Genomic DNA, 22486 nt, shown 5'->3' on the forward strand with positions numbered 1-22486 from the left:
AAACTGGCTTGCACCCTGCCTAAACCACGGCACTGATCAGCGGCTCGCCGGCAAAATGTGCGTCCAGATTGGCCACCAGCAGCGCGCCCATGGCGTGGCGGGTTTGGTGGGTGGCGCTGCCCTGGTGGGGGCTGAGGACGACGTTGTCGAGGGCGAGGAATCCTGCGGGGACCTGGGGTTCGTTTTCGAAGACGTCGAGCGCGGCGCCGCCGAGGCCGCCGGTTTGCAGCAGTTCGAGCATTGCGGGTTCGTCCACCAGTGTGCCGCGAGCGACGTTGACCAGCATGCCCTTGGGGCCGAGGGCGGTGAGGACTTCGCGGGAGACGATGCGTTCGGTGCCCTTGCCGCCAGGCGCTATGATGACCAGCCAGTCGCTGTCGCGCGCCATGTCAGCGAGGTTGTCGTAGAAGATATGCGGCTCGGACGGCTGGCGCTTGCGGCCGTGGTAGACGACACGCATCTTCATGGCCTGGGCGCGGGCCGCGATCTCCTTGCCGATGCGGCCGAGGCCCAGGATGCCGACGGTCTTGCCGGTCAGTTCGGAAAACAGCGGCATCGAGCCACCCGGCCACTTGCCCTGGCGGACATATTGGTCGCCCTGCGGGATGCGACGGGCGAGCGATATCATCAGTCCGATGGTGAGTTCGGCCACGGCATCGTTGAGCACATTGGGCGTATTGGTGACGCGGATATTGCGGGCCTTGGCAGCCTTGGTGTCGATATTGTCGTAGCCGACGCCGAAGCTGGCGATGATTTCGAGATTGGGCAGCGCATCCATGAGATCGGCCTGCACGCCCGAGCCGGCATGGGCGCGGATGCGGCTGCCATTGGCGGCGAGCCAGGCCTTGGGATCGGTCTGCTCATACAGTTTGTGGACGGTGTAGCGCTCGGCGAGGGCCGCTTCGCAAGAGGCGAGCAGCTTGCCTGTTTGCACGATCTCGATGGACTTGTCGGTCATTCGGCTGGACTCGCAATTCTTGTATGGCGTGCACCATAGAGGGCGAGGTGAGGTGCACAACCCCTCTTCCGCCCTTCGGGTGCAGTGACGCTACCAATGCGGCTTGCCGAGGCCTGATAAAAGTGTAGCAATGTGAAGGCGATGGGACGAGCCGTATTACCACTCGGAGCATAATGGCCGACAGCAAGCCGTTCGATGAAATGTACAATGCGGATGGTTCTGTCCGCGAACCCTATCGGGCGCTGGCCCAGTGGCTCGAGGAACAGCCGGACAAGGCGCTGACGCTGATGCAGTCCGATGCAGAGGCGATCTTTCGCAAGCTGGGCATCACTTTCGCGGTCTATGGTTCGGAAGAAGGCACCGAAAAGGTCATTCCCTTCGACGTCATCCCCCGCATCATTGCGGCACAGGAATGGCGCAAGCTTTCCAAGGGTATCGAACAGCGGGTCAAGGCCCTCAACGCCTTTCTCTATGACATCTATCACCGCCAGGAGATCCTCAAGGCCGGGCGGATTCCGGAAAGGCTGATCCTGCAGAATTCGGCCTTCTGCCCCGAGATGATGGGGCTGGAGCCGGCCAAGGGCGTCTATGCCCACATTATCGGCGTCGATATCGTGCGCGTGGGTCCGGACGAATTCTACGTGCTGGAAGACAATCTGCGTACTCCTTCGGGCGTCAGCTACATGCTGGAAGACCGCGAGGCTATGATGATCCTGGCGCCGGACCTGTTCCAGCGGCAGAAGGTGGCGCCGGTGGATACCTATCCGGAGAACCTGCGGCGGACACTGGAAAGCGTCGCGCCGGCGGCATCATCAGGCGCCCCCAATATCGTGGTGTTGACGCCGGGGATCTACAATTCAGCCTATTTCGAGCATTCGTTCCTGGCCGACCAGATGGGCGCGACCCTGTGCGAGGGGCCCGATCTGTTCGTCGATGGCGGCAAGGTCTATATGCGGACCACGACTGGTCCTGAACGGGTCGACGTGATCTATCGCCGCATCGATGACGACTATCTCGATCCGCTGACCTTCCGCCCGGATTCCATGCTGGGCGTGCCGGGGCTTTTCAACGCCTATCGAGCGGGGAATGTGACGCTGGTCAATGCGCCGGGTACCGGCATTGCCGATGACAAGGCGGTCTATACCTATGTCCCCGAGATCGTCGAATTCTACCTCGGCGAAAAGGCGCTGCTGCAGAATGTGCCGACCTATAACTGCACCGACAAGGAGCAGCGCAACTGGGTGCTGGCCAATATCGGCGATCTGGTCGTCAAGGAAGTCCACGGTTCGGGCGGCTACGGGATGATGGTCGGGCCGACCTCGAACAAGGCCATGCACAACGAATTTCGCAAGAAGATCGAGGCACGGCCGGACAATTACATTGTCCAGCCGACGCTGGCGCTGTCCACCTGCCCCACCTACGTCAATGCGGGGATCGCGCCGCGACACGTCGATCTGAGGCCCTATGTGCTGGTCGGCGACGAAGTGCGGATCACGCCCGGCGGGCTGACGCGGGTAGCGCTGAAGAAGGGCTCGCTGGTGGTGAACTCATCGCAAGGCGGCGGGACGAAGGATACGTGGGTGCTGGAAGATTGAGCATGCTCGGACGCACCGCACAGAACCTCTACTGGCTTTCCCGCTATGTCGAGCGAGCTGAAAACATGGCCCGGCTGCTCGAGGTTGGCTATCGCATGTCGCTCACCAGCCGGCGCGAAGGCGGGGCCAGCGAGCACCTGATCTCGATGATGCAGGCCGCCGAGGTCGACGAAGACTTTGCCCGCAAGGGCCGCCCCGCCGATGTCGATACGGTGGCCCATTTCATGATGTTCGACCCGGACAATCCAAGTTCGGTGTTCAATTGCCTTATGGCAGCGCGCACCAATGCGCGGACTGTGCGCACGGCGATTACGGGCGACATGTGGGAAACGCTGAACGCAGCGTGGCTGCATTTCAGCCAGATCAAGCCGCGCGACGTGCGGGGAGCCAAGCTCCTCGAACTGCTTGAATGGGTCACCCACCTGAGCCACGAATTCCGCGGCGCGCTGCTTGGAACCATCCTGCGTGATGACGGCTACGCGTTCCTCCAGGCCGGCAATTTCGTCGAGCGGGCGGACAATACGGCGCGCATTCTCGACATGAAGTATTACGTGCTGCTGCCGCGCGCCAAGATGGTGGGCGGCGATCTCGATATCCAGCAATGGTCGCTAATCCTGCGGGCGGCGTCGGCACACCTGAGCTATCGCCACGTCTATCACGACCGCTACAAGGCCCATAACATTGCCGACTTCCTGATCCTGCGCCCGGAAATGCCCCGTTCGCTGATCTATTGCGCCCGCTTCATCGAAGCGCAGGTGCAGACGCTGGCCGAGTTCTACGGCAGGCAGCCGGCCTGCAACGAGGCGGCCGCATCGCTGCGCGCCATGGTCGAGGGCACGACGATGGAATCCATCTTCGCGCATGGCCTGCATGAATTCCTCACCGAGTTCATTGCCCGCAACAACATCGTCTCGACCTCGCTGTCGGAGAGCTACAACTTCCACTAGGGGCCGATGGGGGCTGCGGCTCCCCCGAGCGCCGGATATCCGGCGATGAACACGAGTAGCAGATGCGCATTTCCATTCGGCAGCAATTGAGCGTCACCCCACCGCCCGGCACGGCCAATGCCGTGCTGCAGCTGCTGCTGACGCCCCAGAGCGGGCGCTCGCAGCAGATCGAGAGCTGGGGTGTCGACATGGCCGGCATCGCCGAGGCCGGGCACTTCACCGATGCCTTTGGCAATGAGACGCACCTGGTGAACCAGACCCGGCCCGACGGGCCCCTTGTGGTCACCATCGAGGGGGTGGTGCGGACGACCGACACGCATGGGGTGCTGGGCTGGCCGGCGCGGGAGCCGGTGCCCGCGCTTTATCGCCGGGTGACGAGCCTCGCCAAGGCGCCTGCCGGGATGCCGGCCAAGTTTCGCGGCGGCAAGAACCGGCTCGATACCCTGCACGGATTGATGGGCTGGGTGGGCGAAGTGCTGGGCACGGAACAGCTCAAGGGGCAGAGCCAGATGGCGGCTGATGGCTCGCAGCAGCAAAGCCAGGGCGGTGGAAGCCGCGTTCTGCCGCCGGCCGGCGACTACGCGCATGCCTTTATTGGTGCCTGCCGGGCTGTCGACATTCCCGCACGCTATGTGACGGGCTACCTCGCCGGCGCCGAAGACGGTCCGACTGCCTTCCATGCCTGGGCGGAAGCGCATGACGATCGCCTGGGCTGGATCGGCTTTGATCCCCGCTTGCAACTCTGCCCGACCGATCGGCACGTGCGCCTTGCGGTAGGCCTCGATGCGCTGGGCGCGCGACCCATCCGCATGGTGCCGGCCGAAGAGGTGACTGAGATCGACATCCGCGTAGAGGCGGCCTAGGCCTGGTTGCGGGCGGCCCGGGCTAATGCCCCAGGATCAGCAGCCAGAGCGAGATGGTGACCGCCGAGGACACGGTGGCGATGAGGATCGTATTGGCGGCGACGCTGACGCCGCGGTTGTAGTAGGTGGCAAAGACATAGACGTTGACGCCTGCCGGCATGGACGCGAGCAGGATGCCGTAGCGAGCGGTTTCCATGGGCACGCGGAGCACCCAGATCATCAGCACATAAGCGATCGCCGGGTGGACGATCAGCTTGATGAGGGAAGCGATCAGCGCCTGTTTCCAGTTGTCTGACAGTTTGAACTCGTTGAGCGCCCCACCGATGCCGAACAGCGCAGCCGGAACCACGGCTGAGGCCATCATGGTGAGGAAGGCCTCGGCGGGTTCGATCAGCTTGAGACCGGAAAAATAGCCGATCATGCCGGCGGCAATGCCCCAGATCAGCGGGTTGGAACCCACCCGCTTGCCGGCCACCAACAGGGTCTTGCCCAGCGACTGGCCGTCGCGGCGCATCAATTCCATGGTGATCATGCCAAGCGTCAGCAGGATGGCGCCGTGCAGGCCGATGATCGACAGGGTGACCGGCAGCGATTCGGCGCCATAGGCGCGGCTCATGATGGGCAGGCCGACCAGCACCGTATTGGTGAAAGTGCCCGAAAAGCCGACCGCCACGGCCTCGCCCGGCCTGTTTCCGAAGACCTTCATGGCGATGACGATGCCCACGACAAAGCAGACGACGGCGCCGAAATAGAACGGCCCGATGATGGCCGGATTGAAGGCCGCGCTGAAATCACTGGTCAGCAGCGAATGAAACAGCAGGCAGGGTGTCGCGAAGTTGTTGACGAAGGCGATCAGGCTCTTGATGCCGTCGGCCGGAAAGAGCCGGAAGCGCACGGCGGAATAGCCGAGCGCCATCAGCGCAAAGATCGGCGCGATGACGGTGAGGATGGCGAGCATGGCCGCAATTCCGGGCGGGAGACCTCCCTGCCCTACAAGCCCAGCCGCGCAGGGTCAACGGCGATCTTGTATGGAAGAATGGCCGTTAGCCATTGGCACCCCAAAACGAAACGCAATTCTTCCAAAACGAAATCAGATCGCGTATGAACGAAACCAACGACGGGAGCAGTCATGGCCGACAGCGATAGTGTGGACATCTTTGTCATCGGCGGTGGCGTGAACGGCGCCAGCGTGGCGCGCGACGCGGTGGGACGCGGTTATTCCGTGGCGCTGGCCGAGATGAATGACCTCGCCAGTGGCACCTCGTCGGCGGCAACCAAGCTGGTGCATGGCGGGCTGCGCTATTTGGAACACTACGAGTTTCGCCTTGTGCATGAGGCATTGGCGGAGCGCGAGGTGTTGTGGGCGGAAGCGCCGCACATCATCAAGCCGCTGCGCTTCGTGCTGCCGCATCACAAGGGGTTGCGGCCGGCCATGGTGCTGCGCGCCGGGCTCGCCATGTATGACTATATGGGTGGCCGTCGCCTGTTGCCGCCGACCAAGACGCTCGACCTGACGCGCGATGTCGCCGGCAAGCCGCTCAAGCCCGGCTACCGGCTGGGCTTTGAATATTCGGACTGCTGGGTCGACGATGCGCGCTTCGTGGTGCTGAATGCCCGCGATGCGGCCGACAAGGGCGCCGCCATCCATGTGCGCACCAAGGTCACCAGCGTGCGCCGCGACCATGGCGGCTGGCTGGTGGAACTGGATGGCGAGTCCGGACGGAAGACGCTGACGGCCAGGCTTGTCGTCAATGCAGCCGGGCCATGGGTCGATCAGGTCATTACCGGCACGATGGGCAAGAACGGCGCGCACAATGTGCGGCTGGTCAAGGGCAGCCATATCGTGGTGCGCAAGCTGTTCGACCACGACCGCTGCTATATCTTCCAGAATGCCGATGGCCGGATCATTTTCGCCATCCCCTATGAGGATGACTTCACCCTGATCGGCACCACCGACCAGGACTATCAGGGTGACCCCAAGGATGTGAAAATCTCCGACGGGGAAACCGACTACCTGCTGAGCGCCGCCAGCGAGTATTTCGCCAAGCCCGTGACGCGCGAGCAGATCGCCTGGAGCTATTCGGGCGTGCGCCCGCTGTTCGACGACGGCGCCAGCGCGGCGCAGGAAGCGACGCGCGACTATGTGCTCAAGGTGGACGGCGATGCGGCCACGGGCGCGGCGGTCAACGTGTTCGGCGGCAAGCTGACGACGTCGCGTCGGCTGGCCGAGTCGGTGCTGGAAAAGATCGAGGGTGTGCTGGGAAAGAAGGGCAAGCCCTGGACCAAGACCAGCCGGTTGCCCGGTGGAGACTTCGAACCGCTGGCCTTCGACGCCGAAGTCAGGCGGCTCGGCATGGACTATGCGGGCCTGCCACCGGCCATGCTGCGGCGCATGACACGGCTTTATGGTACCAAGGCGCGGGTGCTGCTGGGAACGGCGAAGGGCACCGACGATCTCGGGCTGCATTTCGGTGCCGACCTCTATGCGAGGGAAGTCGACTACCTGGTTGCCAATGAATGGGCGCGGACGGCACAAGACGTATTGTGGCGACGCACCAAGCTGGGTTTGCGGGTGAACGCGGAAGAGGCCGCAAGGCTCGAGGACTACCTGGCCCGACGCGGCTGAACTGGGGGGAACAATGGGCAATTACATCCTGGCGATCGACCAGGGGACGACGTCGAGCCGGGCGATTGTGTTTGGCAAAGATCGGACGATTGCCGGGGTGGGGCAGAAGGAGTTCACCCAAATCTTCCCACAGGATGGTTGGGTGGAGCACGATCCGGAGGAAATCTGGGAATCGGTGCTGTGGGCGATCAAGAAGGCCATCCGGGAAGCAAAGATCGAAGCCAAGGATGTGGCCGCCATCGGCATCACCAACCAGCGGGAAACGACGCTGATCTGGGACCGCCAGACCGGCAAGCCTATTCACAATGCGATCGTCTGGCAGGACCGGCGTACCGCTGCCTATTGCGCCAAGCTCAAGAAGGCGGGGCATGAAAAGGTCATTACCAAAAAGACCGGGTTGCTGCTCGACCCCTATTTCTCCGGCACCAAGATCAAGTGGCTACTCGACAACGTGAAAGGCGCAAGAAAGCTTGCAGCAAAAGGGCAGCTTGCTTGCGGCACGGTCGATAGTTTCCTGATCTGGCGGCTGACCGGCGGCAAGGTGCATGCGACCGACGCCACCAATGCCGGCCGCACACTGTTGTTCGACATCGGCAAGAACCAGTGGGATGCGGGCCTGCTGGAGCTGTTCGACGTTCCGGCGGCTTTGCTGCCCGAGGTCAAGGATTGCGCCGATGATTTCGGGGTCACCGAGCCGGGCCTGTTCGGCGCCGCGATCCCCATCCTTGGCGTCGCCGGCGACCAGCATGCCGCCACCATCGGCCAGGCCTGTTTCGAGCCGGGCATGATGAAATCGACCTACGGTACGGGCTGCTTTGCCCTGCTCAATACCGGCGCCGACATGGTGCGCAGCAAGAACCGGCTCTTGACGACCATTGCCTACCGGCTCGATGGCAAGACCAGCTATGCCCTTGAAGGCTCGATCTTTATTGCAGGCGCCGCCGTGCAATGGATCCGCGACGGACTGAAGCTGGTCAAGCAGGCCAGCGAAACCGGACCACTGGCGCGCAGTGCCGACCCCAGCCAGAACGTCTACATGGTCCCCGCCTTCGTCGGGCTGGGAGCACCATGGTGGGATGCCGAGGCGCGCGGGGCAATCTATGGCCTGACGCGCAATTCCGGCCCGGCGGAAATCGCCAAGGCGGCGCTGGAAGCGGTGTGCTACCAGACGCGCGACCTGCTCCAAGCCATGCACAGGGACTGGAAGGGCGGCGGCGACACGGTGCTGCGCGTCGATGGCGGCATGGTGGCGTCGGACTGGACCATGCAGTTCCTCGCCGACGTGCTCGACGCGCCGGTCGATCGGCCGGTGATCCTCGAGACCACGGCGCTGGGGGCTGCCTGGCTGGCGGGGGCGAAGGCTGGGGTCTGGCCCGGGATGGAGGAGTTTGCGGCGGGCTGGGCCAAGGACCAAAGGTTCGAACCGCAGATGGACGCGGCCGAGCGCAAGCGCAAGATCAAGGGCTGGGACGTGGCCGTTCGGCGCACGCTGCTGCAGTAGCGCTCGGGCTCCCCGCGCCTACCCCTGCCACGCCTCGAAGCTGCCGCCGGCGATCATGGCCCAATAGAGCTTGCCACCTGAACTGCGAGCGGCGGCGAGGCCGAATTCGACGAAGCGGTGGCTGAGCAGGGTGCTGCGGTGGCCCGATGAATCCATCCAGCCACCGATGACGCCCTGCAGGTCCTTGTAGCCCTTACCGACATTCTCGCCGACGGCCCCAAGGTACCCCGCGGCTGTGACGCGCTGGCGCAGGGTGACGCCCAGGTCGTGGCTCATGGTGTTCTTCTGCGCCATGAGGCGAGCCTGCGAGCGGGCTGCCTCTTCGAGCCTGACATTGTAGGTCCAGGGTGGGGCGCCATTGGCGCGACGCACGGTGTTGATCGCCTCGAGGATTTCAGCGTCGGTCAGCGTCTCGGGCGTGCTGGCGCCCTTAGGCAGCATGGGGATCGTCGTCGAGCAGGCCGCCAAGGCAGCCGTCGCGGTCAACAGAATGAAGCCGCGGCGCGTCGTGGTGAGCATCAGGTTTTCCATGATGGGTCAGGCCTGGTCGTAGGCACTGAGCAGATGGGGCAGGCAGGCGAGCTGATGCGTGATGGAGCGTTCTTCGGCCAGCTCCCAACAGGCCGACAAGGCAGCGTGCGCTGCTGCCCAGCCGAGGATGCGCTTGCGCGGATAGTCCAGGCGCTGGGACAGAATGTCGGCTCGCGCGGCAATGCGTCGAGGATCGGTCGCCAGGTGCGCGGCGCCCTTGGGGTTGATGAAGACATTGGCCAGGTCATAGGCCGGATCGCCCAGCACGCCCTTTGGATCAATGGCCAACCAGCCGCGATCGGAACTGAGGATATTGTCGTGATGTACGTCGCCATGCAGCGGAATTTGCGCGCTGGGACGATCAAACAGCTTCAAGGCAATGCCGCAGGCCCGGGCGTAAAGGTCGCGGGCCGTGTGCGGCCAGGCGCGGACGTCGGTATCGAACAGGGTTTGGAAGCGCTGGCGCAGCGGCTGCAGCTCGGGCGGGGTCTCGCTACGCTGGCGGTGCAGGCTGGCAACCACGGTGGCAAGGGCAATGGTGCCTTCGTCGTCCTTGCCCGCGCGAACGGGATCGCCCAGCGTGCCGCCGTCGAGCCATTCCATGAAGATGGTATCGCCATGCATGTCGAAGACCGTGGCGGCACCCTCGCCGCCATACCAGGCGAGCAAGCGGGAGCCTCGTTGTTCCTCGACCTCGTTGGGCTTGAGAATCTTCAGGGCGGCAAAGTTGCGGCCATTCTGCTCGACACGAAACACCCAACTCGTGTGGGTTTCGGCGACAGGCGTCGATTTGGTCAGGGACCAGCGGATCAGGGCGCGGCTGAGCGCGGTTTCTACGGGCGACTGATTCATCATTGCCGGCATTAGAGCAGAAGGCGCGCCCGGTTTCGACGGGGTGGAGGCTGATTGCCGGAAAACTTGATGAAATCGTGGCGGTAACCAAGAGGTAAGGCTGCCGGTTGGCGCAATGGCAACCCTAAGTGGAGGAAGGGCTAGTCCGGCAACCCTCCTTTACCGGTTGCAGGCGCAGGGTTGTGGCACGCGAAAGCAAGTCCAGCAGGGGGAACTTGAAATGACGCATCAACCTTACGAAGACCGGCGCGAATCCACACGGCTGTCGGACATCATTTCGGCCGAGGAATTGCACCCGACCTTTGGCCGGCAGGTGATGAACGGGCTCGGCGGCCTGTTGCTGCTGCTGATTACGGGTGTGGTGATCGTGGCACTGGTCTTGTGGAAGTCGCCATGAGCTTCACCCTCGGGCTTGACCCGAGGGCTCTACACTCGCTGCACGGAAGGTAAGTGCAGTGCCCTTGGGTCAAGCCCGAGGGTGACGCCGGGTGGTCGCGGAGCGACCGATGGCCTAATCCAGCTTGTACGCATCCTTGGCCGCCTGGTAGCTCAGGTGCTTGGCGATATCGCGGGCCGTGGACATGGTGATGCGATTTTCGCCGACCCAGCGGCCGAGCAAGCCGCAGACTTCGCGGCGCCAGACGTCGTGGCGTGCAGGGATAGACAGTAGCGCGCGGGTGTCGTCGTTGAAGCCTGCAAGATTGTAGAAGCCGGCCGACTCCACCACCTGGTCGAGATAGCGGCGGATGCCCTGCGGGCTGTCATGGAACCACCAGGGCGGTCCGATCATCAGGCTGGGCCAATAGCCGGCCATGGGCGCCAGTTCGCGGGCATAGGTGGTCTCATCGAGCCCGAACATGATGAGCCGCAGATTGGGTTCATTGCCGCAGCGCGAGAGCAGGGCCCGCAGGCCATTCACGTAGTCGGTGGTGCCGGGGATATCGGCGCCCAGATCGGTACCGCGCTCGACCATGAGCAGCGGATCGGTATTGCGGCGCGAGCCGGCGTGAAGCTGCATCACCATGCCGTCTTCGACCGAAAGCAGCGCCATCTCCGTCATCATCTGGGCGCGGAACAGCTCGGCATCGGCAGCGTCGTGCCGGCCCGCGAGCACCTTGTCGAGCAAAGCTTGCTTTTCGGGCGCGGAGAGATCGGCGGTGTTCGCCGTGGGGACGCCGTGATCGGTGGCGACGGCACCGAAGCGGCGGAAGTATTCGCGGCGGTTGCGATGAGCATTGATGAGCCCCGACCAGTTGGCGACGTTCTCGCCTGATATCTCGCCGAACTTCTGCAGGTTCTCGACGATGGCGGCGCGGCTCGGATCGGTCACGTCATCGGGGCGATACGTGGTGCGGACACGGCCGATGATGCCCTTGGTTTCCATCGCCTGGTGATGCACCAACGGATCGAGAGCAAATTCGGTGGTGGCGATGACCTCGACGCGGGCGCGATCAAGCAGTGCCATGGGCAGCAGTGCCGGCGTGGCGAGGGCAGCGTCGATGGTGTCATAGATGGCGTCGGCCGTGGCGGGCGACAGCTCCTGTTCGATGCCGAACGCCCATTGGAGCGAATGATCGATCCAGGTCTTGGAGGGCGTACCGGCGAAGAGGTGGTAGTTGGCGGCAAACAGCCGCCAGGCGTCGCGCCCTTTGGCGACCGGCTTGCCATCCTTGCGGGGGACGCCGAGGTCATCATAGCTCAGGCCGCGGCTGCGCAACATACGCAGCACATAGTGATCGGGCGTCAGAAACAGCGCCGCCGGATCGGAAAAGCGCCCGTTATTGGCAAACCATGACGGATCCGTGTGCCCATGCGGGCAGATCAGGGGCAGGTCGCGAACTTCTGGATAAAGCTCGCGCGCGATGGCGCGGGCGGGCTCGGAGGCAGGGAGCAGGCGGTCTGGATGCAAATGGGTCATGGCGTCGTTACTGCCATGGTCCGCGGGGAAGATCAATCATCTTCCATACAAGATCGAGATGCCTTGCATTTTATGTAAATTAACCGCGTTCCGAGGATGGCGTTCGTCCGAGGCGAGCGCGGGATTACCTTCAGCTGGCGGGTGAGAACAGCGCAAACGCGGCTGCCCAAGGGTCCAATTCGGTCAGAGCGACCGGCAGACTGAGGGGTAGACGATGGCGCATATCGACAGCAACGATCCCAGCCTGGCAGCGGCGCGCCGGCAAGCCAGGCATTCGGGCTATGTCCAGCATGCACAGGTCATGCTGATGGCGGCGGGGATTGCCGCATTTGGCATCGTGGCGGTGGCCGCCACTGTGATGACCACCCTGCTCTAGCCAACGCGGAGCCTCTGAGCTCTTGCTTCCGTGCCTTACGGAAACACACTAGTGTGCCGCCGGGGAGAGACCGGCGCCGATGCGAATACTGCTCGTCGAAGACAATGAAGACCTGGGCGAGGCGATCCAGAAGCGGCTGCGCAATTCCGGCCATTCGGTCGAGTGGGTGCGCGATGGCAATGAGGTCGTGCCGGCGGCACAGGGCGACGATTTCGACGCCGTGGCGCTGGACCTGATGCTGCCCAGCCGCGACGGCATCGGGCTGATCGCGGAGTTGCGCAAGGGCAGGTTCAGCGCGCCGATCCTGGTTATTACCGCGCGCTCGGAAATCGACGACAAGGTCAGCCTGCTGGATCTGGGCGCAGACGACTATCTGGTGAAGCCGTTCGACCTGCGGGAGCTCGAGGCGCGGCTGCGCGCGCTGATCCGGCGCACGGGCGGGCAGACGACAAGCACGCTGGGTGTGGGCAACCTAGAAATGGACCTGGCGGGGCTCAATGCCAGCATCGGCGGGCGCGCCCTGGAACTGGGACGGCGCGAGTTCCGGCTGCTGGAAATCCTCGTTACCAATGCCGGCCGCGTGGTGCCCAAGGAGCGGCTGATGAACCAGCTGTTCAATTTCGATGAGGCGGTCTCAGTCAACGCGCTGGAACTGCATATTTCGCGGCTGCGCAAGAAGCTTGAGCCGGCCAATATCGAGATCGGCACGGTGCGCGGCGTCGGCTATGTGGTCCGGGCGCCGCATGGCGGCTAAGTCCTTCTCCATCCGCAATCGCATTGTGGCGCTGGCGCTGGCGCTGCTGCTGGCGGCGGCGGTGGTGCTGATCGTCTTCATTCGTGACTATGCCGAGCGGTCGGCCGACCGGGCGTTCGACCGGCTGCTGGCCGCCTCGGCGCTCACCATTGCCGGTGCGGTGCAGGTGGAGAACGACACCGTCATAGTCGAACTGCCGTTTGCCTCGTTCGGCATGTTTTCGGGGCGTGACCGGGTGTTCTATGCCGTGGAAAGCCCTGGCGGCGGGGCGGTGACGGGGTATGAAGACCTGTCGCGCATGCTGCCGGAGATGACCTCGGCGGGACCTGTTTTCGCCGACACGATCTATCGCGGTGACCTGGTGCGCGTGGCGAGCGTGGGGCGGTTGACGTCATCGGGCGGCGATGCGGACTGGGTAACCATCCATGTCGCCGAAACGCAGAGCGAGCGCGAGGCGCTTGCCGGAGAGATACTTTCAAACGCCATCGTGCCCGTGGTGGCACTGACGCTCCTGGCCGTGGCCCTGGTGTGGTTCGGCATCGGGCGCATGTTCGCCCCGCTTTATCAGTTGGAGCAGGAATTGCGGGGGAGAGCGCCGGACGACCTCAGCCCGGTGGACGTGCCCGTGCCGGTCGAGGTTAGTCACCTGGTGTCCGGGCTCAATGCCTTCATGGCCCGCCTGGGCAGCGCCATGGAGCGGGTGTCGGGGCTCGTTGCGGAAGCCGCGCATGAGGTGCGGACGCCGCTGGCGTCGCTGCGGGCGCAGGCGGAAGTCGCAATAGACGAACAGGATCCGGTGGCGTTGCGGGCGCGCGTGGGCCGCATTCACCAGGGCGCGGTGCAGGCGAGCCAGCTGGTGTCGCAATTGCTGATGGAGGCGACGATTTCCCACCGCCTCGAGAACCAGGAGACCGACACGACGGCGTTCGGCCAGGTGGTGGACGACGTGCGGCAGCGGCTCGACCCGGACCAGGCGGGGCGGCTGGTGGTGGACTTGCCCGAGGTCGTGGCGGGAGCGCAAATTCGCGGCGATCGGGTGGCGCTGCGCGAGATGGTGCGCAATGTGGTGGACAATGCGCTGGTCTATTCGAGCGGACCGGTAGAACTGGGCGGCGCGGTAGGCGACGGCGTGATGCGGTTCGTAGTCAGCGACCACGGGCCCGGCATTTCCGACAGTGAAAAACCGCTGGTGCTGGAACGGTTCAAGCGTGGAGCGGCAAGTGGAGGGTCGGCGGGATCGGGCCTGGGCCTGTCGATCGTCAAGCGGGTTGCAGAGGCGCATCGCGGTTCGCTGCGACTGACGGATCGGGCGGGGGGCGGGCTGGTGGTGGAGATAGAGTTGCCCCTGGTGGGGCGCAATCCCAAGCTCGAGCAGATGCGGCGGGCGCTGGGCTCGCTGTCGGCGCTGGTGCTCTGCCTGCTGCTGCTCAACCCAAGTGATGCGCAGGCCGCTTCCACCCGCTATCCGGCGCGTGATGGCGCCGGTGAGGTGGTGCTGACCATTGTCGGTGTCACCGATACGCCGCTCTTCGCGCAGTTCATCGCCGGCTTCCAGGCGCAGCGGCCGGACGTGACCGTCGTCTATGAGGAAACCGATTCCGTGCCGCTTTACGAGCGCTACCTGAGCGGTGACTTGACGCCCAAGCCGGACCTGCTGGTCAGCTCGGCCTCGGACCTGATGATCAAGCTGGCCAATGACGGCCATGCCATGGCCTATGACAGCCCGTTCCTCGGCGCCCTGCCCCAATGGGCGCATTGGCGGAACGAGGTGTTCGGCTTCACCTTCGAGCCAGCTGTCATCATCTACAATCCGGACCGGATCACTGCCGAGGAGGTGCCACGCACTCACCTGACGCTGGCGGAGATGCTGGAGACGCAGACCGCGCGCTTTCGCGGGACGATCGCCACCTACGACATTGCCCTGTCAGGCGTGGGCTATCTGCTGGCCTCACAGGATCAGGTGATCTCGTCGAACTTCTGGCGGCTGGCCGCGGCGTTCGGGCGGGTGGAGGCGGTGTTTTCCGGTTCGAGCCCGGCAATCCTGAATGGCGTTGCGGATGGCTCGCTGGCGCTGGGCTACAATGTGCTGGGCTCCTATGCCTTTGCGCGTAAGGCCGATGGCGCCAATATTGAGATCGTGGTGCCCGACGACTATGTGCTGGTGCTGACCCGTGCCATGCTGATCCCGCGCGATGCGCCCTCACCCGAACTGGGCAAGGCCTTCGTCGACTTCGCCCTCTCGCCGGCAGGCCAGGCAATTGCGGCCGAGCAGACGGCGCTGGGCTCGGTCGTGCCGGGTGGGAGTGGCGAATGGACGAGCGAGGCTATCGCAGCCCGCGGCCGCGGAGTGATCCAGCCTATTCCGCTGGGTCCGGCCTTGCTGGTGTCTCTGGATCAGCAAAGGCGCCAGCGATTTCTCGACAGCTGGGGCGAGATTGTGTCGCCCAAGCCGTGAGGCACCGGACTCGCCTTCAATCGGCACGACGCCATGCCCAAAATGCATGAGTAAGACTATGGTCCTAGCCAAGCGGCAGGTTTCAGGGGATTTTGCCGGCCGTTTTGCAGCGGCATGCGCAGAGCGCATGGCCGGCTTGACCTTTTGCCCCTAGCAGCGCGAAGTCGACGAGCCCATCTACACACTCATGAAAGCGGCCCGGCAATTCGGTCGGGGCTGATGAGGAAACTGGCTATGAGCACCACCCGCAAGTTCTTTGCGACCCTTGGCACCTTCGTCGAAGTGTTCGGCAGCGCTGCTGCCGTTTCGAACGCGGTCGAGGGTGGTCGTGCCCCCAAGGCCAAGCACCTCAAGTCCCTCGGTATCGACGCCGACGCTTTCCGTTCGATCGGCAAGCTCTAAGTCTCCCTGGCGCGGGGCGCTTTCCCTCCCTGGAGCGACCTGCGCCGAGCGGCTGATCTGACGTGAGAAAGCCCGGATGCCCTTGAATGGGCGTCCGGGCTTTTGCGTTGTCTGGCTACGGGGAGATAGGGGCCGGCCCACCGGCCGTCACCCTCGGGCCCGACCCGAGGGCGTTGCACTTACCCAACGTGCAGCAAGTGAAGAGCCCTCGGGTCAAGCCCGAGGGTGACGATCGGTGGATGGGGCAGGCTTGTCCCCGATCCAAATCAATCCTCGTCGGCGGCCATCTGCTGGAGCACGGCGCCCTTTCCCCGCATGCGCAGGTAGAGGGGGATGAGCAAAGCGGCGGCGGCAATCACGTAAAGCGTGACGGCGATGGGCGAATGCACCAGCGCCACCGGATCGCCCTGGCTGATTGCGAGTGCCCGGCGCAGCTGCTGCTCGGCCAGCGGCCCCAGGATCAGGCCGATGACGACAGGGGCGATCGGATAGCCGAAGCGGCGCAGGCCATAGCCAAGAATGCCGAAAGCCAGCAGGATCAGCAGTTCAAACGAGAACGGGATCGGACCCAGGCGGCCGGACATGGCGCCGTTGGCACCCAGCGTGCCCAGCGTCGCGAAGGTCAGGATGCCGGCATATAGCCAGGGCCGCGGGATGGTCAGCAGCTTCACCCAGAGGCCGATCAGCGGCAGGTTGAGCACCAGCAGCATGAAATTGGCCACGAGCAGGCTGGCAATCAAAGACCAGACGAGCGGCGCATTGTTCTCGAAGAGCAGCGGGCCCGGTTGCAGGCCGAACTGCTGGAAGCCGGCCAGCATGATGGCCGCAGTTGCGGAGGTGGGCAGGCCCAGCGTCAGCAGGGGTACCAGGGTACCCGCCGCCGAGGCATTGTTGGCCGCCTCTGGGCCGGCCACGCCCTCGATGGCGCCCTGGCCGAACTCCTCGGGATGCTTGGAGAGGCGACGCTCGGCGGCATAGGAGAAGAAGGTGCCGATTTCAGCGCCGCCGGCGGGCATGGCGCCGATAGGAAAGCCGATGACGGTGCCTCGCAGCCAGGCGGCCCAGGATCGCTTCCAATCCTGCAGCGTCATCCACACCGAGCCCTTGACCGCCAGAACCTCTTCCTTGATCTGGCTTGGAGAGGCGGCGATGGCAAGGGTCTCGCCGATAGCGAAGAGAGCAACCGCAAGAGTGGTCACTTCGATGCCGTCGAGGAGGTCGGGAATACCAAAGGCGAGGCGCGCCTGGCCGGTCTGCAGGTCGATGCCGATGCAGCCCAGGCCCAGACCGATGAACAGTGCGGTGATGCCGCGCAGCGCGCTGTCACCGAAGGCAGCCGACACGGTGATAAAGGCCAGCACCATCAAAGCAAAATAGTCGGCCGGTCCGAAGGACAAGGCGACCTTGACCACCCAGGGCGCAAGGAAAGCCAGGGCCACCGTGGCGATGAGTCCGGCGACAAAAGAGCCGATGGCCGCCGTCGCAAGCGCCGGGCCGCCCCTGCCCTTGCGGGCCATCTTGTTGCCCTCGAGCGCAGTGACGATCGAAGCGGATTCGCCGGGCGTATTGAGCAGGATGGAGGTGGTCGAGCCGCCATACATGCCGCCATAGTAGATGCCGGCGAACATGATGAGCGAGCCCGTCGGATCGAGACGGTAGGTGACGGGCAGCAGCAGCGCCACGGTCAGGGCCGGACCGATGCCAGGCAGCACGCCAACGGCCGTGCCCAGGGTCACGCCGAGCAAAGCGTAGAGCAGATTCTGCCATTGCATCGCGGCCACGAGGCCATTGGCAAGCAGACCGAAAGTATCCATGTCAGCGTCTTTCGCTCAAGGGATGAGGCGCTCGATGGGGCCCGTTGGCAGGGAAAGCTGCAGCCCGCGCGAGAAGATGAACCAGATGACAAAGGCCAGCACGAAACCGATCGGGATGGTCTGCCACAGCGGCCCGCGGCCGAAGCCCTTGGCGGTGAAAGCGAACAGCACGGCGGTGGCGATGGAGAAACCCGCCCAGCCGAGAAGCAGCATCTGGCCAACCAGCCCGCCGATGATCCACAGCATCGGGCCGTAATTGTCCTTCTCGCGGGGCGGAAAGCTACCGCGCAGGGCCGAGATGACGGTTCCGATGGAGAGCAGGATCAGGCCGCCCGCTATGACATAGGGGAACACCTGCGGGCCGACCTTGGCCTGAACGGGCGGCAAGCGCATCTGCGCGGTCTGCCAGATAATCACTGCGGCAATCGCCGCCAACGCAAGCGCGATGACAAGCGCCGCCCCGTCGGGGCGGCGCGAGAGGTTGGGTTCGCCTGAACTCATTGGACGAGGCCAATGTCTTTCAGGATGCCCGATGTCGCCTCGATATCGGAAGCGAGCTGGGCGTCGAAATCGGCACCGGCGAGATACATGTCCTGCCAGCCTTTGGTTTCAAGCGTCTGCTTCCAGGTCGCCGAGGTCACCATCTTTTCGATGTCGGCATTGATGGCAGCCTTCTGCTCCTCGGTGATCTCGGGGGCGGCAGCAACCATGCGCCAGTTTTCAACGACGAGATCGACGCCAGCTTCCTTCAGTGTGGGGATTTCCGAGCCTTCGAGACGGGCGGCACCGGTCGAGGCCAGGGCCCGCAGGTCACCCGATTCGATCTGGGCGGCGAATTCGCCCAGACCCGAAATACCCACGGTGACCTGGCCACCAAGCACCGCCGCGAGGGCTTCGCCACCGCCGGAGAAGGCGATGTAGTTGACCGTGGTGGGATCGACGCCAACGGTCTTGGCGAAGAGGCCAGCCGCGATGTGGTCGACGCCGCCGGCCGAGCCGCCGGCCCAGGAGACGGAGCCGGGATTGGCCTTGAGCTTGGCGATCAGGTCATCGACGGTCTTGAGCTCGGAGGCAGCGGGAACCACGATCACGTCCGACTCGCCGGTGAGCCGCGCGATGGGCGTGACATTGGCGAGCGAGACGGGCGAGGCGTTGGTGAGGATGGCGCCGACCATCACATAGCCACCGACGATCAGGGCATTGGGGTTGCCGGTCGACTGGTTGACGAACTGGGCCAAGCCGATCGTGCCGCCGGCACCGGGAACATTGGTCACCTGCACATTGCCCGAAATGCCTTCGGCCTGCATGGCCTCCTGCATGGAGCGGGCGGTCTGGTCCCAACCGCCGCCGGGGGCAGCGGGGGCCATGATGGTGTAGTCGGCGGCGAAAGCGGGAACAGCCATTGCGCCAGAAACCAGCGCGGCCAAGAGCAGCTTGTTCATAAGTCCTCCCATATCATATCCGGAACGTCGTTGCGTTCGTGACGAGGGAGAATAGGCTGCGTCCCTGTCACCGTCCTGTCAGCGCGGCGCCTACGCCATGCGACTTTGGTTCATCTGGATAGCTGGGGGCAGCTTGCGCCACTGACGCGGGGATTGCAACTCAGGCCGTGCGGCGCGCGTCCTCATCGCCCTGGGTAATGGCAGGCTTCTGGGCGAACAGCTTGAGCAAGCGCGTCGCGTCCTCCATCGAGCAGGGACGGGAATAGAGGTAGCCCTGCCCCATGGTGCAGCCGAGCTGGGACAGGATGCGGGCCTGTTCGGGGGTCTCGATACCTTCGGCAACCAGACGCATATCGAGCTTGCGGGCAATGTCGATGATTGCCCCGGCCACGACATCGCAGGCCGCGTCATTGCCCAGACGGGAAACAAAGGAGCGGTCGATCTTGATCACATCGACCGGAAAGGTCAGCAGGTGGGTGAGCGAGGCAAAGCCAGTGCCGAAATCATCGAGGGCGACAAGCAGGCCGCGTTCGCGCAACGCCTTCACCGCCTTGGGCACCATCTGGTCATTGCCGCCCATATAGACGGACTCGTTGACCTCGAGCACGACATGCTTGAGCGGAACGCCTTCGCGCTCGAAGGTCTCCACGATACGGCGTTCGAGATCGCCACGCAGGAAGTCGCCGGTCGTCACATTGATGCCGACATGCTGGAAATCAAGACCCAGGTCGAGCCAGTGGCGGATATCGCGGGCGATCTGGTTGAGCATCTGTCCGGTCAGCTGCCAGGCGATGCGCGGATCGGCAAGGGCGGCGTGAAACTCGCCGGCCGACGCGATGCGGCCGTCGGGCATGCGCATGCGTGCCAGGGCTTCGACGCCGACCACTTCGGCGGTGCCGAGCTGGACGATCGGCTGGTAATGCGCGAGCACCCGTCTTTCGGCCAATGCCTGGTCGACCGCCCGCACCATCTTGGCGCGTTCGACCATCGAGGTGCGAAGGCCGGGCGTGAAGCGCACATAGCCGCCGCGCCGGATGTCCTTGGCATGATAAAGGGCAAAATCGGCATTCTGGCTTAGCGAAGCGCCATCGAGGCCATCGGGTCCGAACAGGGCGCCGCCGACGGTAACATGGGGATCAATGGTCTGGTCGCCGGCCTGGATGAGACCGCGCACCGAGGCCAGCATGCGGGTCGCCGCTTCCTCGAGGCCGGCATGGGTTTCGCAATCGGCAACCAGGACAGCAAACTCGTCGCCGCCCAGCCGGCACGCCGTGAGCGAGGGATGGCAATTGGCAATGCGTTCGGCGACGGTGCGGATCAGCATGTCGCCGAAGATATGCCCGACCGTATCATTGACCAGCTTGAGGTGGTCGATATCGACCAGCAGCAGGCCGAAGGACTCGCCCTCGGTAATCGACCGGCTCAGGATTTCATTGAAGTGGCCGCGATTGGGCAGGCCGGTCAGCGCATCGAAATAGGCCAGACGATAACTGCGCTGGCGCACTTGTTCATGGTCGATGGCGATGGCGCAGAGCCGGACGCAGGTTTCCACAATGTTGCGCTCGAGGTCGTCCGGACCGCGGCTGGTGTCATAGTAGAAGGCGAAGGTGCCAACGACGCGGCCGTCGCGATCGCAAATGGGCGTTGACCAGCAGGCGCGCAGGCCCAGCGGCCCAACCAGGTCGCGATAGTCGGCCCAGAGCGGGTCACTGGCAATATCGGTGACCACCACCGGGGCATTGTGGAAAGCCGCCGTCCCGCAGGAGCCGGCGCTGGGGCCGGCAATCAAACCATCGATGGCGCTGGAATAGGCCAGTGGCAGGCTTGGCGCGGCCAGGGGATGGAGGCGGCCATCGGCATCGACCGTCAGGATCGAGCAGATTGCCGCGGGCGCCAGCAACTCTGCCCGCCGACAAAGCAGGTCGGCGACGGCCACGAGCGGTTCGCCGCAGGCAATTGTTTCGAGTATCTCAGTCTGCAGCCGCAGCAGCGCACTATCGGTATTCATCATCCGCCCTCGATCCCGCCGGCCAGAATAGTCGGGCAGAATGAAACGGCAGTTCCAAAGATAGATCGCCTTGCGGCGCACGCCGAAGGGGATCGTTAGGGATGTGATGGTGGCGAGGCGGGAGGGGCGCCCAGCGCAAGATACGTTCGGATTGCCTGAAAAAATGGTGCCCGGGACCGGAATCGAACCAGTGACACGCGGATTTTCAATCCGCTGCTCTACCAACTGAGCTACCCGGGCAACGGGGCGGAAGGACCGCCCGGTTCAAAGCCACGGGCCTTATAGGGGATGGGTTTTGAGGGTGCAAGCGGGAAAAGGGTTTGTGGAAAGGAGTTTGCGGGATCGTGGTGATGTCACACTCCGGTGTGGGTGCAGCTTGCAGTGGAAGGTCTCCGCCGTGGCTTTCCCCCGGCGTGATCGTGGCAAGCTGTAAGGCCCTTCACCCGGTGCTGCGGGCCGGTCTGTGGCCCAGAGGGAGCGGTTGCGAAGCGGCTTGGCATTGCAGGCATTAGGCTCAATTAAGGGCTCACGGAGAGGCAGTCATGCCCGCGTGGGCTCTACCCCGGGTTCGCTGGACCAGCATGAGGTCGCTGGACGATGCGTGCTAGAACTCGTCGTCGTCGCCCGAAACGGGCGTGTTTTCGTGGGCTGCCGGCTCGTCCTCCTTGGCGGGGATGACGTAGGTGCCTGACAGCCAGCGGTTGAGGTCAACGTCGGCACAGCGCTTGGAGCAGAAGGGCTTGAAGGCCTCGACCGAGGGCTTGCCGCAGATCGGGCACGTCTTGGCGGCGGGCATCAGACGCCCGAGAGGGTTGACTGGTTGAGCCAGTTGAAGTGGACGGGATAGCCCTCGCCGGCGAGGAGTTGGGCGGTTTCCAGCAAGGGCAGGCCGACCACGGCAGTATAGGAGCCCGAAAGCTTGACCACGAAAGCGCCGGCAATGCCCTGGATGGCATAGCCGCCAGCCTTGTCGCGCCATTCCGCTGACGCGAGGTAGGCTTCCATCTCGCGGGTGGAGAGGCGCTTGAAGCGGAGGCGGGTTTCGACCAGTCGCTGGCGCTTCTGGCCGGACGGGGTGAGGACGGTGAGAGCGGTATAAACGCGATGGGCGCGGCCGGAGAGCAGGCGAAGGCACTCGGTGGCCTCTTCCATGGTCTCGGCCTTGGGCAGCACGCGGCGGCCGACAGCCACGACCGTATCGGCGGCAAGCACCAGGGCGCCCTGGCCGAAGCCGGCCGAACGAGCCTTGTGCTGGGCGGTCAATGCCTTGAGGTCGGCCAGGCGGATGGCAAGCTTGCGCGGGAGCTCGCCCTTTTCGGGCGTTTCGTCGACATGGGCCGGCACCAGGTGCTCGGGCTCGATGCCGATCTGATTGAGCAGCGCAAGCCGGCGCGGCGAGGCGGAGGCCAGGATCAGGTCGGGACGACTGGCCATGCGGCGCTAG

General features: G+C 64.3%; 21 protein-coding genes and 1 tRNA gene. 10 read left to right on the forward strand and 12 right to left on the reverse strand.

Annotated elements, in window-relative coordinates:
* Positions 1 to 19: 19 nt before the first annotated feature.
* The gene (locus tag JI749_RS16565) at positions 20 to 958 is read right to left on the reverse strand and encodes a 2-hydroxyacid dehydrogenase (RefSeq protein ID WP_201656502.1); all 939 of its coding nucleotides are present in this window, start codon (positions 956 to 958) and stop codon (positions 20 to 22) included.
* Between the two features lie 173 nt (positions 959 to 1131).
* Between JI749_RS16565 and JI749_RS16570 the strand changes: the two genes are divergently transcribed.
* The 3 genes from JI749_RS16570 to JI749_RS16580 all read left to right on the forward strand — a co-directional run bounded on the left by JI749_RS16570 (position 1132) and on the right by JI749_RS16580 (position 4363).
* Complete coding sequence (locus tag JI749_RS16570) at positions 1132 to 2553, forward strand: circularly permuted type 2 ATP-grasp protein (RefSeq protein WP_201656505.1); 1422 nt, start codon at positions 1132 to 1134, stop codon at positions 2551 to 2553.
* A gap of 2 nt (positions 2554 to 2555) precedes the next feature.
* The gene (locus JI749_RS16575; RefSeq protein ID WP_201656508.1) at positions 2556 to 3500 is read left to right on the forward strand and encodes an alpha-E domain-containing protein; all 945 of its coding nucleotides are present in this window, start codon (positions 2556 to 2558) and stop codon (positions 3498 to 3500) included.
* A 62-nt stretch (positions 3501 to 3562) separates the two neighbouring features.
* Positions 3563 to 4363, forward strand: a complete 801-nt coding sequence (locus tag JI749_RS16580) for a transglutaminase domain-containing protein (RefSeq protein ID WP_201656511.1) — start codon at positions 3563 to 3565, stop codon at positions 4361 to 4363.
* A gap of 22 nt (positions 4364 to 4385) precedes the next feature.
* On the opposite strand, the gene JI749_RS16585 is transcribed toward JI749_RS16580, so the two are convergent.
* Positions 4386 to 5321, reverse strand: coding sequence for an AEC family transporter (locus JI749_RS16585; RefSeq protein ID WP_201656514.1), 936 nt, complete (start codon positions 5319 to 5321; stop codon positions 4386 to 4388).
* 171 nt (positions 5322 to 5492) lie between these two features.
* Here JI749_RS16585 and glpD point away from each other — a divergent pair, with 171 nt between their 5' ends.
* Together glpD and glpK are read left to right on the forward strand one after the other, a co-directional pair.
* On the forward strand, positions 5493 to 6989 hold the full coding sequence (gene glpD, locus JI749_RS16590; protein WP_201656517.1) for a glycerol-3-phosphate dehydrogenase: 1497 nt from the start codon (positions 5493 to 5495) through the stop codon (positions 6987 to 6989).
* Positions 6990 to 7002: 13 nt separating this feature from the next.
* On the forward strand, positions 7003 to 8490 hold the full coding sequence (gene glpK / locus JI749_RS16595; RefSeq protein WP_201656520.1) for a glycerol kinase GlpK: 1488 nt from the start codon (positions 7003 to 7005) through the stop codon (positions 8488 to 8490).
* A gap of 18 nt (positions 8491 to 8508) precedes the next feature.
* Here glpK and JI749_RS16600 read toward each other — a convergent pair whose 3' ends face one another.
* Positions 8509 to 9009: a CAP domain-containing protein gene (locus JI749_RS16600; protein WP_201656523.1), complete on the reverse strand. Its 501-nt coding sequence runs from the start codon at positions 9007 to 9009 to the stop codon at positions 8509 to 8511.
* Between the two features lie 18 nt (positions 9010 to 9027).
* Entirely contained in the window at positions 9028 to 9873 is an 846-nt protein-coding gene (locus tag JI749_RS16605) for an aminoglycoside phosphotransferase family protein (protein ID WP_201656526.1), read from the reverse strand.
* Positions 9874 to 10093: 220 nt separating this feature from the next.
* Here JI749_RS16605 and JI749_RS16610 point away from each other — a divergent pair, with 220 nt between their 5' ends.
* On the forward strand, positions 10094 to 10270 hold the full coding sequence (locus JI749_RS16610) for a hypothetical protein (RefSeq protein ID WP_201656529.1): 177 nt from the start codon (positions 10094 to 10096) through the stop codon (positions 10268 to 10270).
* Between the two features lie 114 nt (positions 10271 to 10384).
* On the opposite strand, the gene uxaC is transcribed toward JI749_RS16610, so the two are convergent.
* On the reverse strand, positions 10385 to 11791 hold the full coding sequence (uxaC, locus tag JI749_RS16615; protein WP_201656531.1) for a glucuronate isomerase: 1407 nt from the start codon (positions 11789 to 11791) through the stop codon (positions 10385 to 10387).
* A gap of 214 nt (positions 11792 to 12005) precedes the next feature.
* On the opposite strand from uxaC, the gene JI749_RS16620 reads away from it, so the two are divergent.
* The 4 genes from JI749_RS16620 to JI749_RS16635 all read left to right on the forward strand — a co-directional run bounded on the left by JI749_RS16620 (position 12006) and on the right by JI749_RS16635 (position 15778).
* Complete coding sequence (locus JI749_RS16620; RefSeq protein ID WP_201656534.1) at positions 12006 to 12167, forward strand: hypothetical protein; 162 nt, start codon at positions 12006 to 12008, stop codon at positions 12165 to 12167.
* A 79-nt stretch (positions 12168 to 12246) separates the two neighbouring features.
* Positions 12247 to 12921: a response regulator transcription factor gene (locus tag JI749_RS16625; RefSeq protein WP_201656537.1), complete on the forward strand. Its 675-nt coding sequence runs from the start codon at positions 12247 to 12249 to the stop codon at positions 12919 to 12921.
* Positions 12911 to 15376: a sensor histidine kinase gene (locus JI749_RS17555; RefSeq protein ID WP_267911652.1), complete on the forward strand. Its 2466-nt coding sequence runs from the start codon at positions 12911 to 12913 to the stop codon at positions 15374 to 15376. Before JI749_RS16625 ends, JI749_RS17555 begins: the two co-directional genes overlap by 11 nt.
* A 234-nt stretch (positions 15377 to 15610) precedes the next feature.
* Positions 15611 to 15778: a hypothetical protein gene (locus JI749_RS16635; protein ID WP_201656543.1), complete on the forward strand. Its 168-nt coding sequence runs from the start codon at positions 15611 to 15613 to the stop codon at positions 15776 to 15778.
* Between the two features lie 266 nt (positions 15779 to 16044).
* Here JI749_RS16635 and JI749_RS16640 read toward each other — a convergent pair whose 3' ends face one another.
* From JI749_RS16640 to JI749_RS16670, 7 genes are all read right to left on the reverse strand, one after another.
* Positions 16045 to 17592, reverse strand: a complete 1548-nt coding sequence (locus tag JI749_RS16640; RefSeq protein ID WP_201656546.1) for a tripartite tricarboxylate transporter permease — start codon at positions 17590 to 17592, stop codon at positions 16045 to 16047.
* Between the two features lie 15 nt (positions 17593 to 17607).
* Complete coding sequence (locus JI749_RS16645; protein WP_201656549.1) at positions 17608 to 18093, reverse strand: tripartite tricarboxylate transporter TctB family protein; 486 nt, start codon at positions 18091 to 18093, stop codon at positions 17608 to 17610.
* A complete protein-coding gene (locus JI749_RS16650) occupies positions 18090 to 19034 on the reverse strand; it encodes a Bug family tripartite tricarboxylate transporter substrate binding protein (RefSeq protein WP_201656552.1) in 945 nt (314 codons plus the stop codon). The genes JI749_RS16645 and JI749_RS16650 overlap by 4 nt, the downstream gene beginning before the upstream one ends.
* A gap of 160 nt (positions 19035 to 19194) precedes the next feature.
* Positions 19195 to 21042, reverse strand: a complete 1848-nt coding sequence (locus tag JI749_RS16655; protein ID WP_201656555.1) for a putative bifunctional diguanylate cyclase/phosphodiesterase — start codon at positions 21040 to 21042, stop codon at positions 19195 to 19197.
* 164 nt (positions 21043 to 21206) lie between these two features.
* Positions 21207 to 21282, reverse strand: a tRNA-Phe gene (locus JI749_RS16660).
* A gap of 364 nt (positions 21283 to 21646) precedes the next feature.
* Positions 21647 to 21838, reverse strand: a complete 192-nt coding sequence (yacG, locus tag JI749_RS16665) for a DNA gyrase inhibitor YacG (RefSeq protein WP_201656558.1) — start codon at positions 21836 to 21838, stop codon at positions 21647 to 21649.
* Positions 21838 to 22476, reverse strand: coding sequence for a Maf-like protein (locus tag JI749_RS16670; RefSeq protein WP_201656562.1), 639 nt, complete (start codon positions 22474 to 22476; stop codon positions 21838 to 21840). Before JI749_RS16670 ends, yacG begins: the two co-directional genes overlap by 1 nt.
* Positions 22477 to 22486 lie beyond the last annotated feature (10 nt).

Origin of the sequence: Devosia oryziradicis, from assembly GCF_016698645.1 — a bacterium.
GTDB lineage: Bacteria > Pseudomonadota > Alphaproteobacteria > Rhizobiales > Devosiaceae > Devosia > Devosia oryziradicis.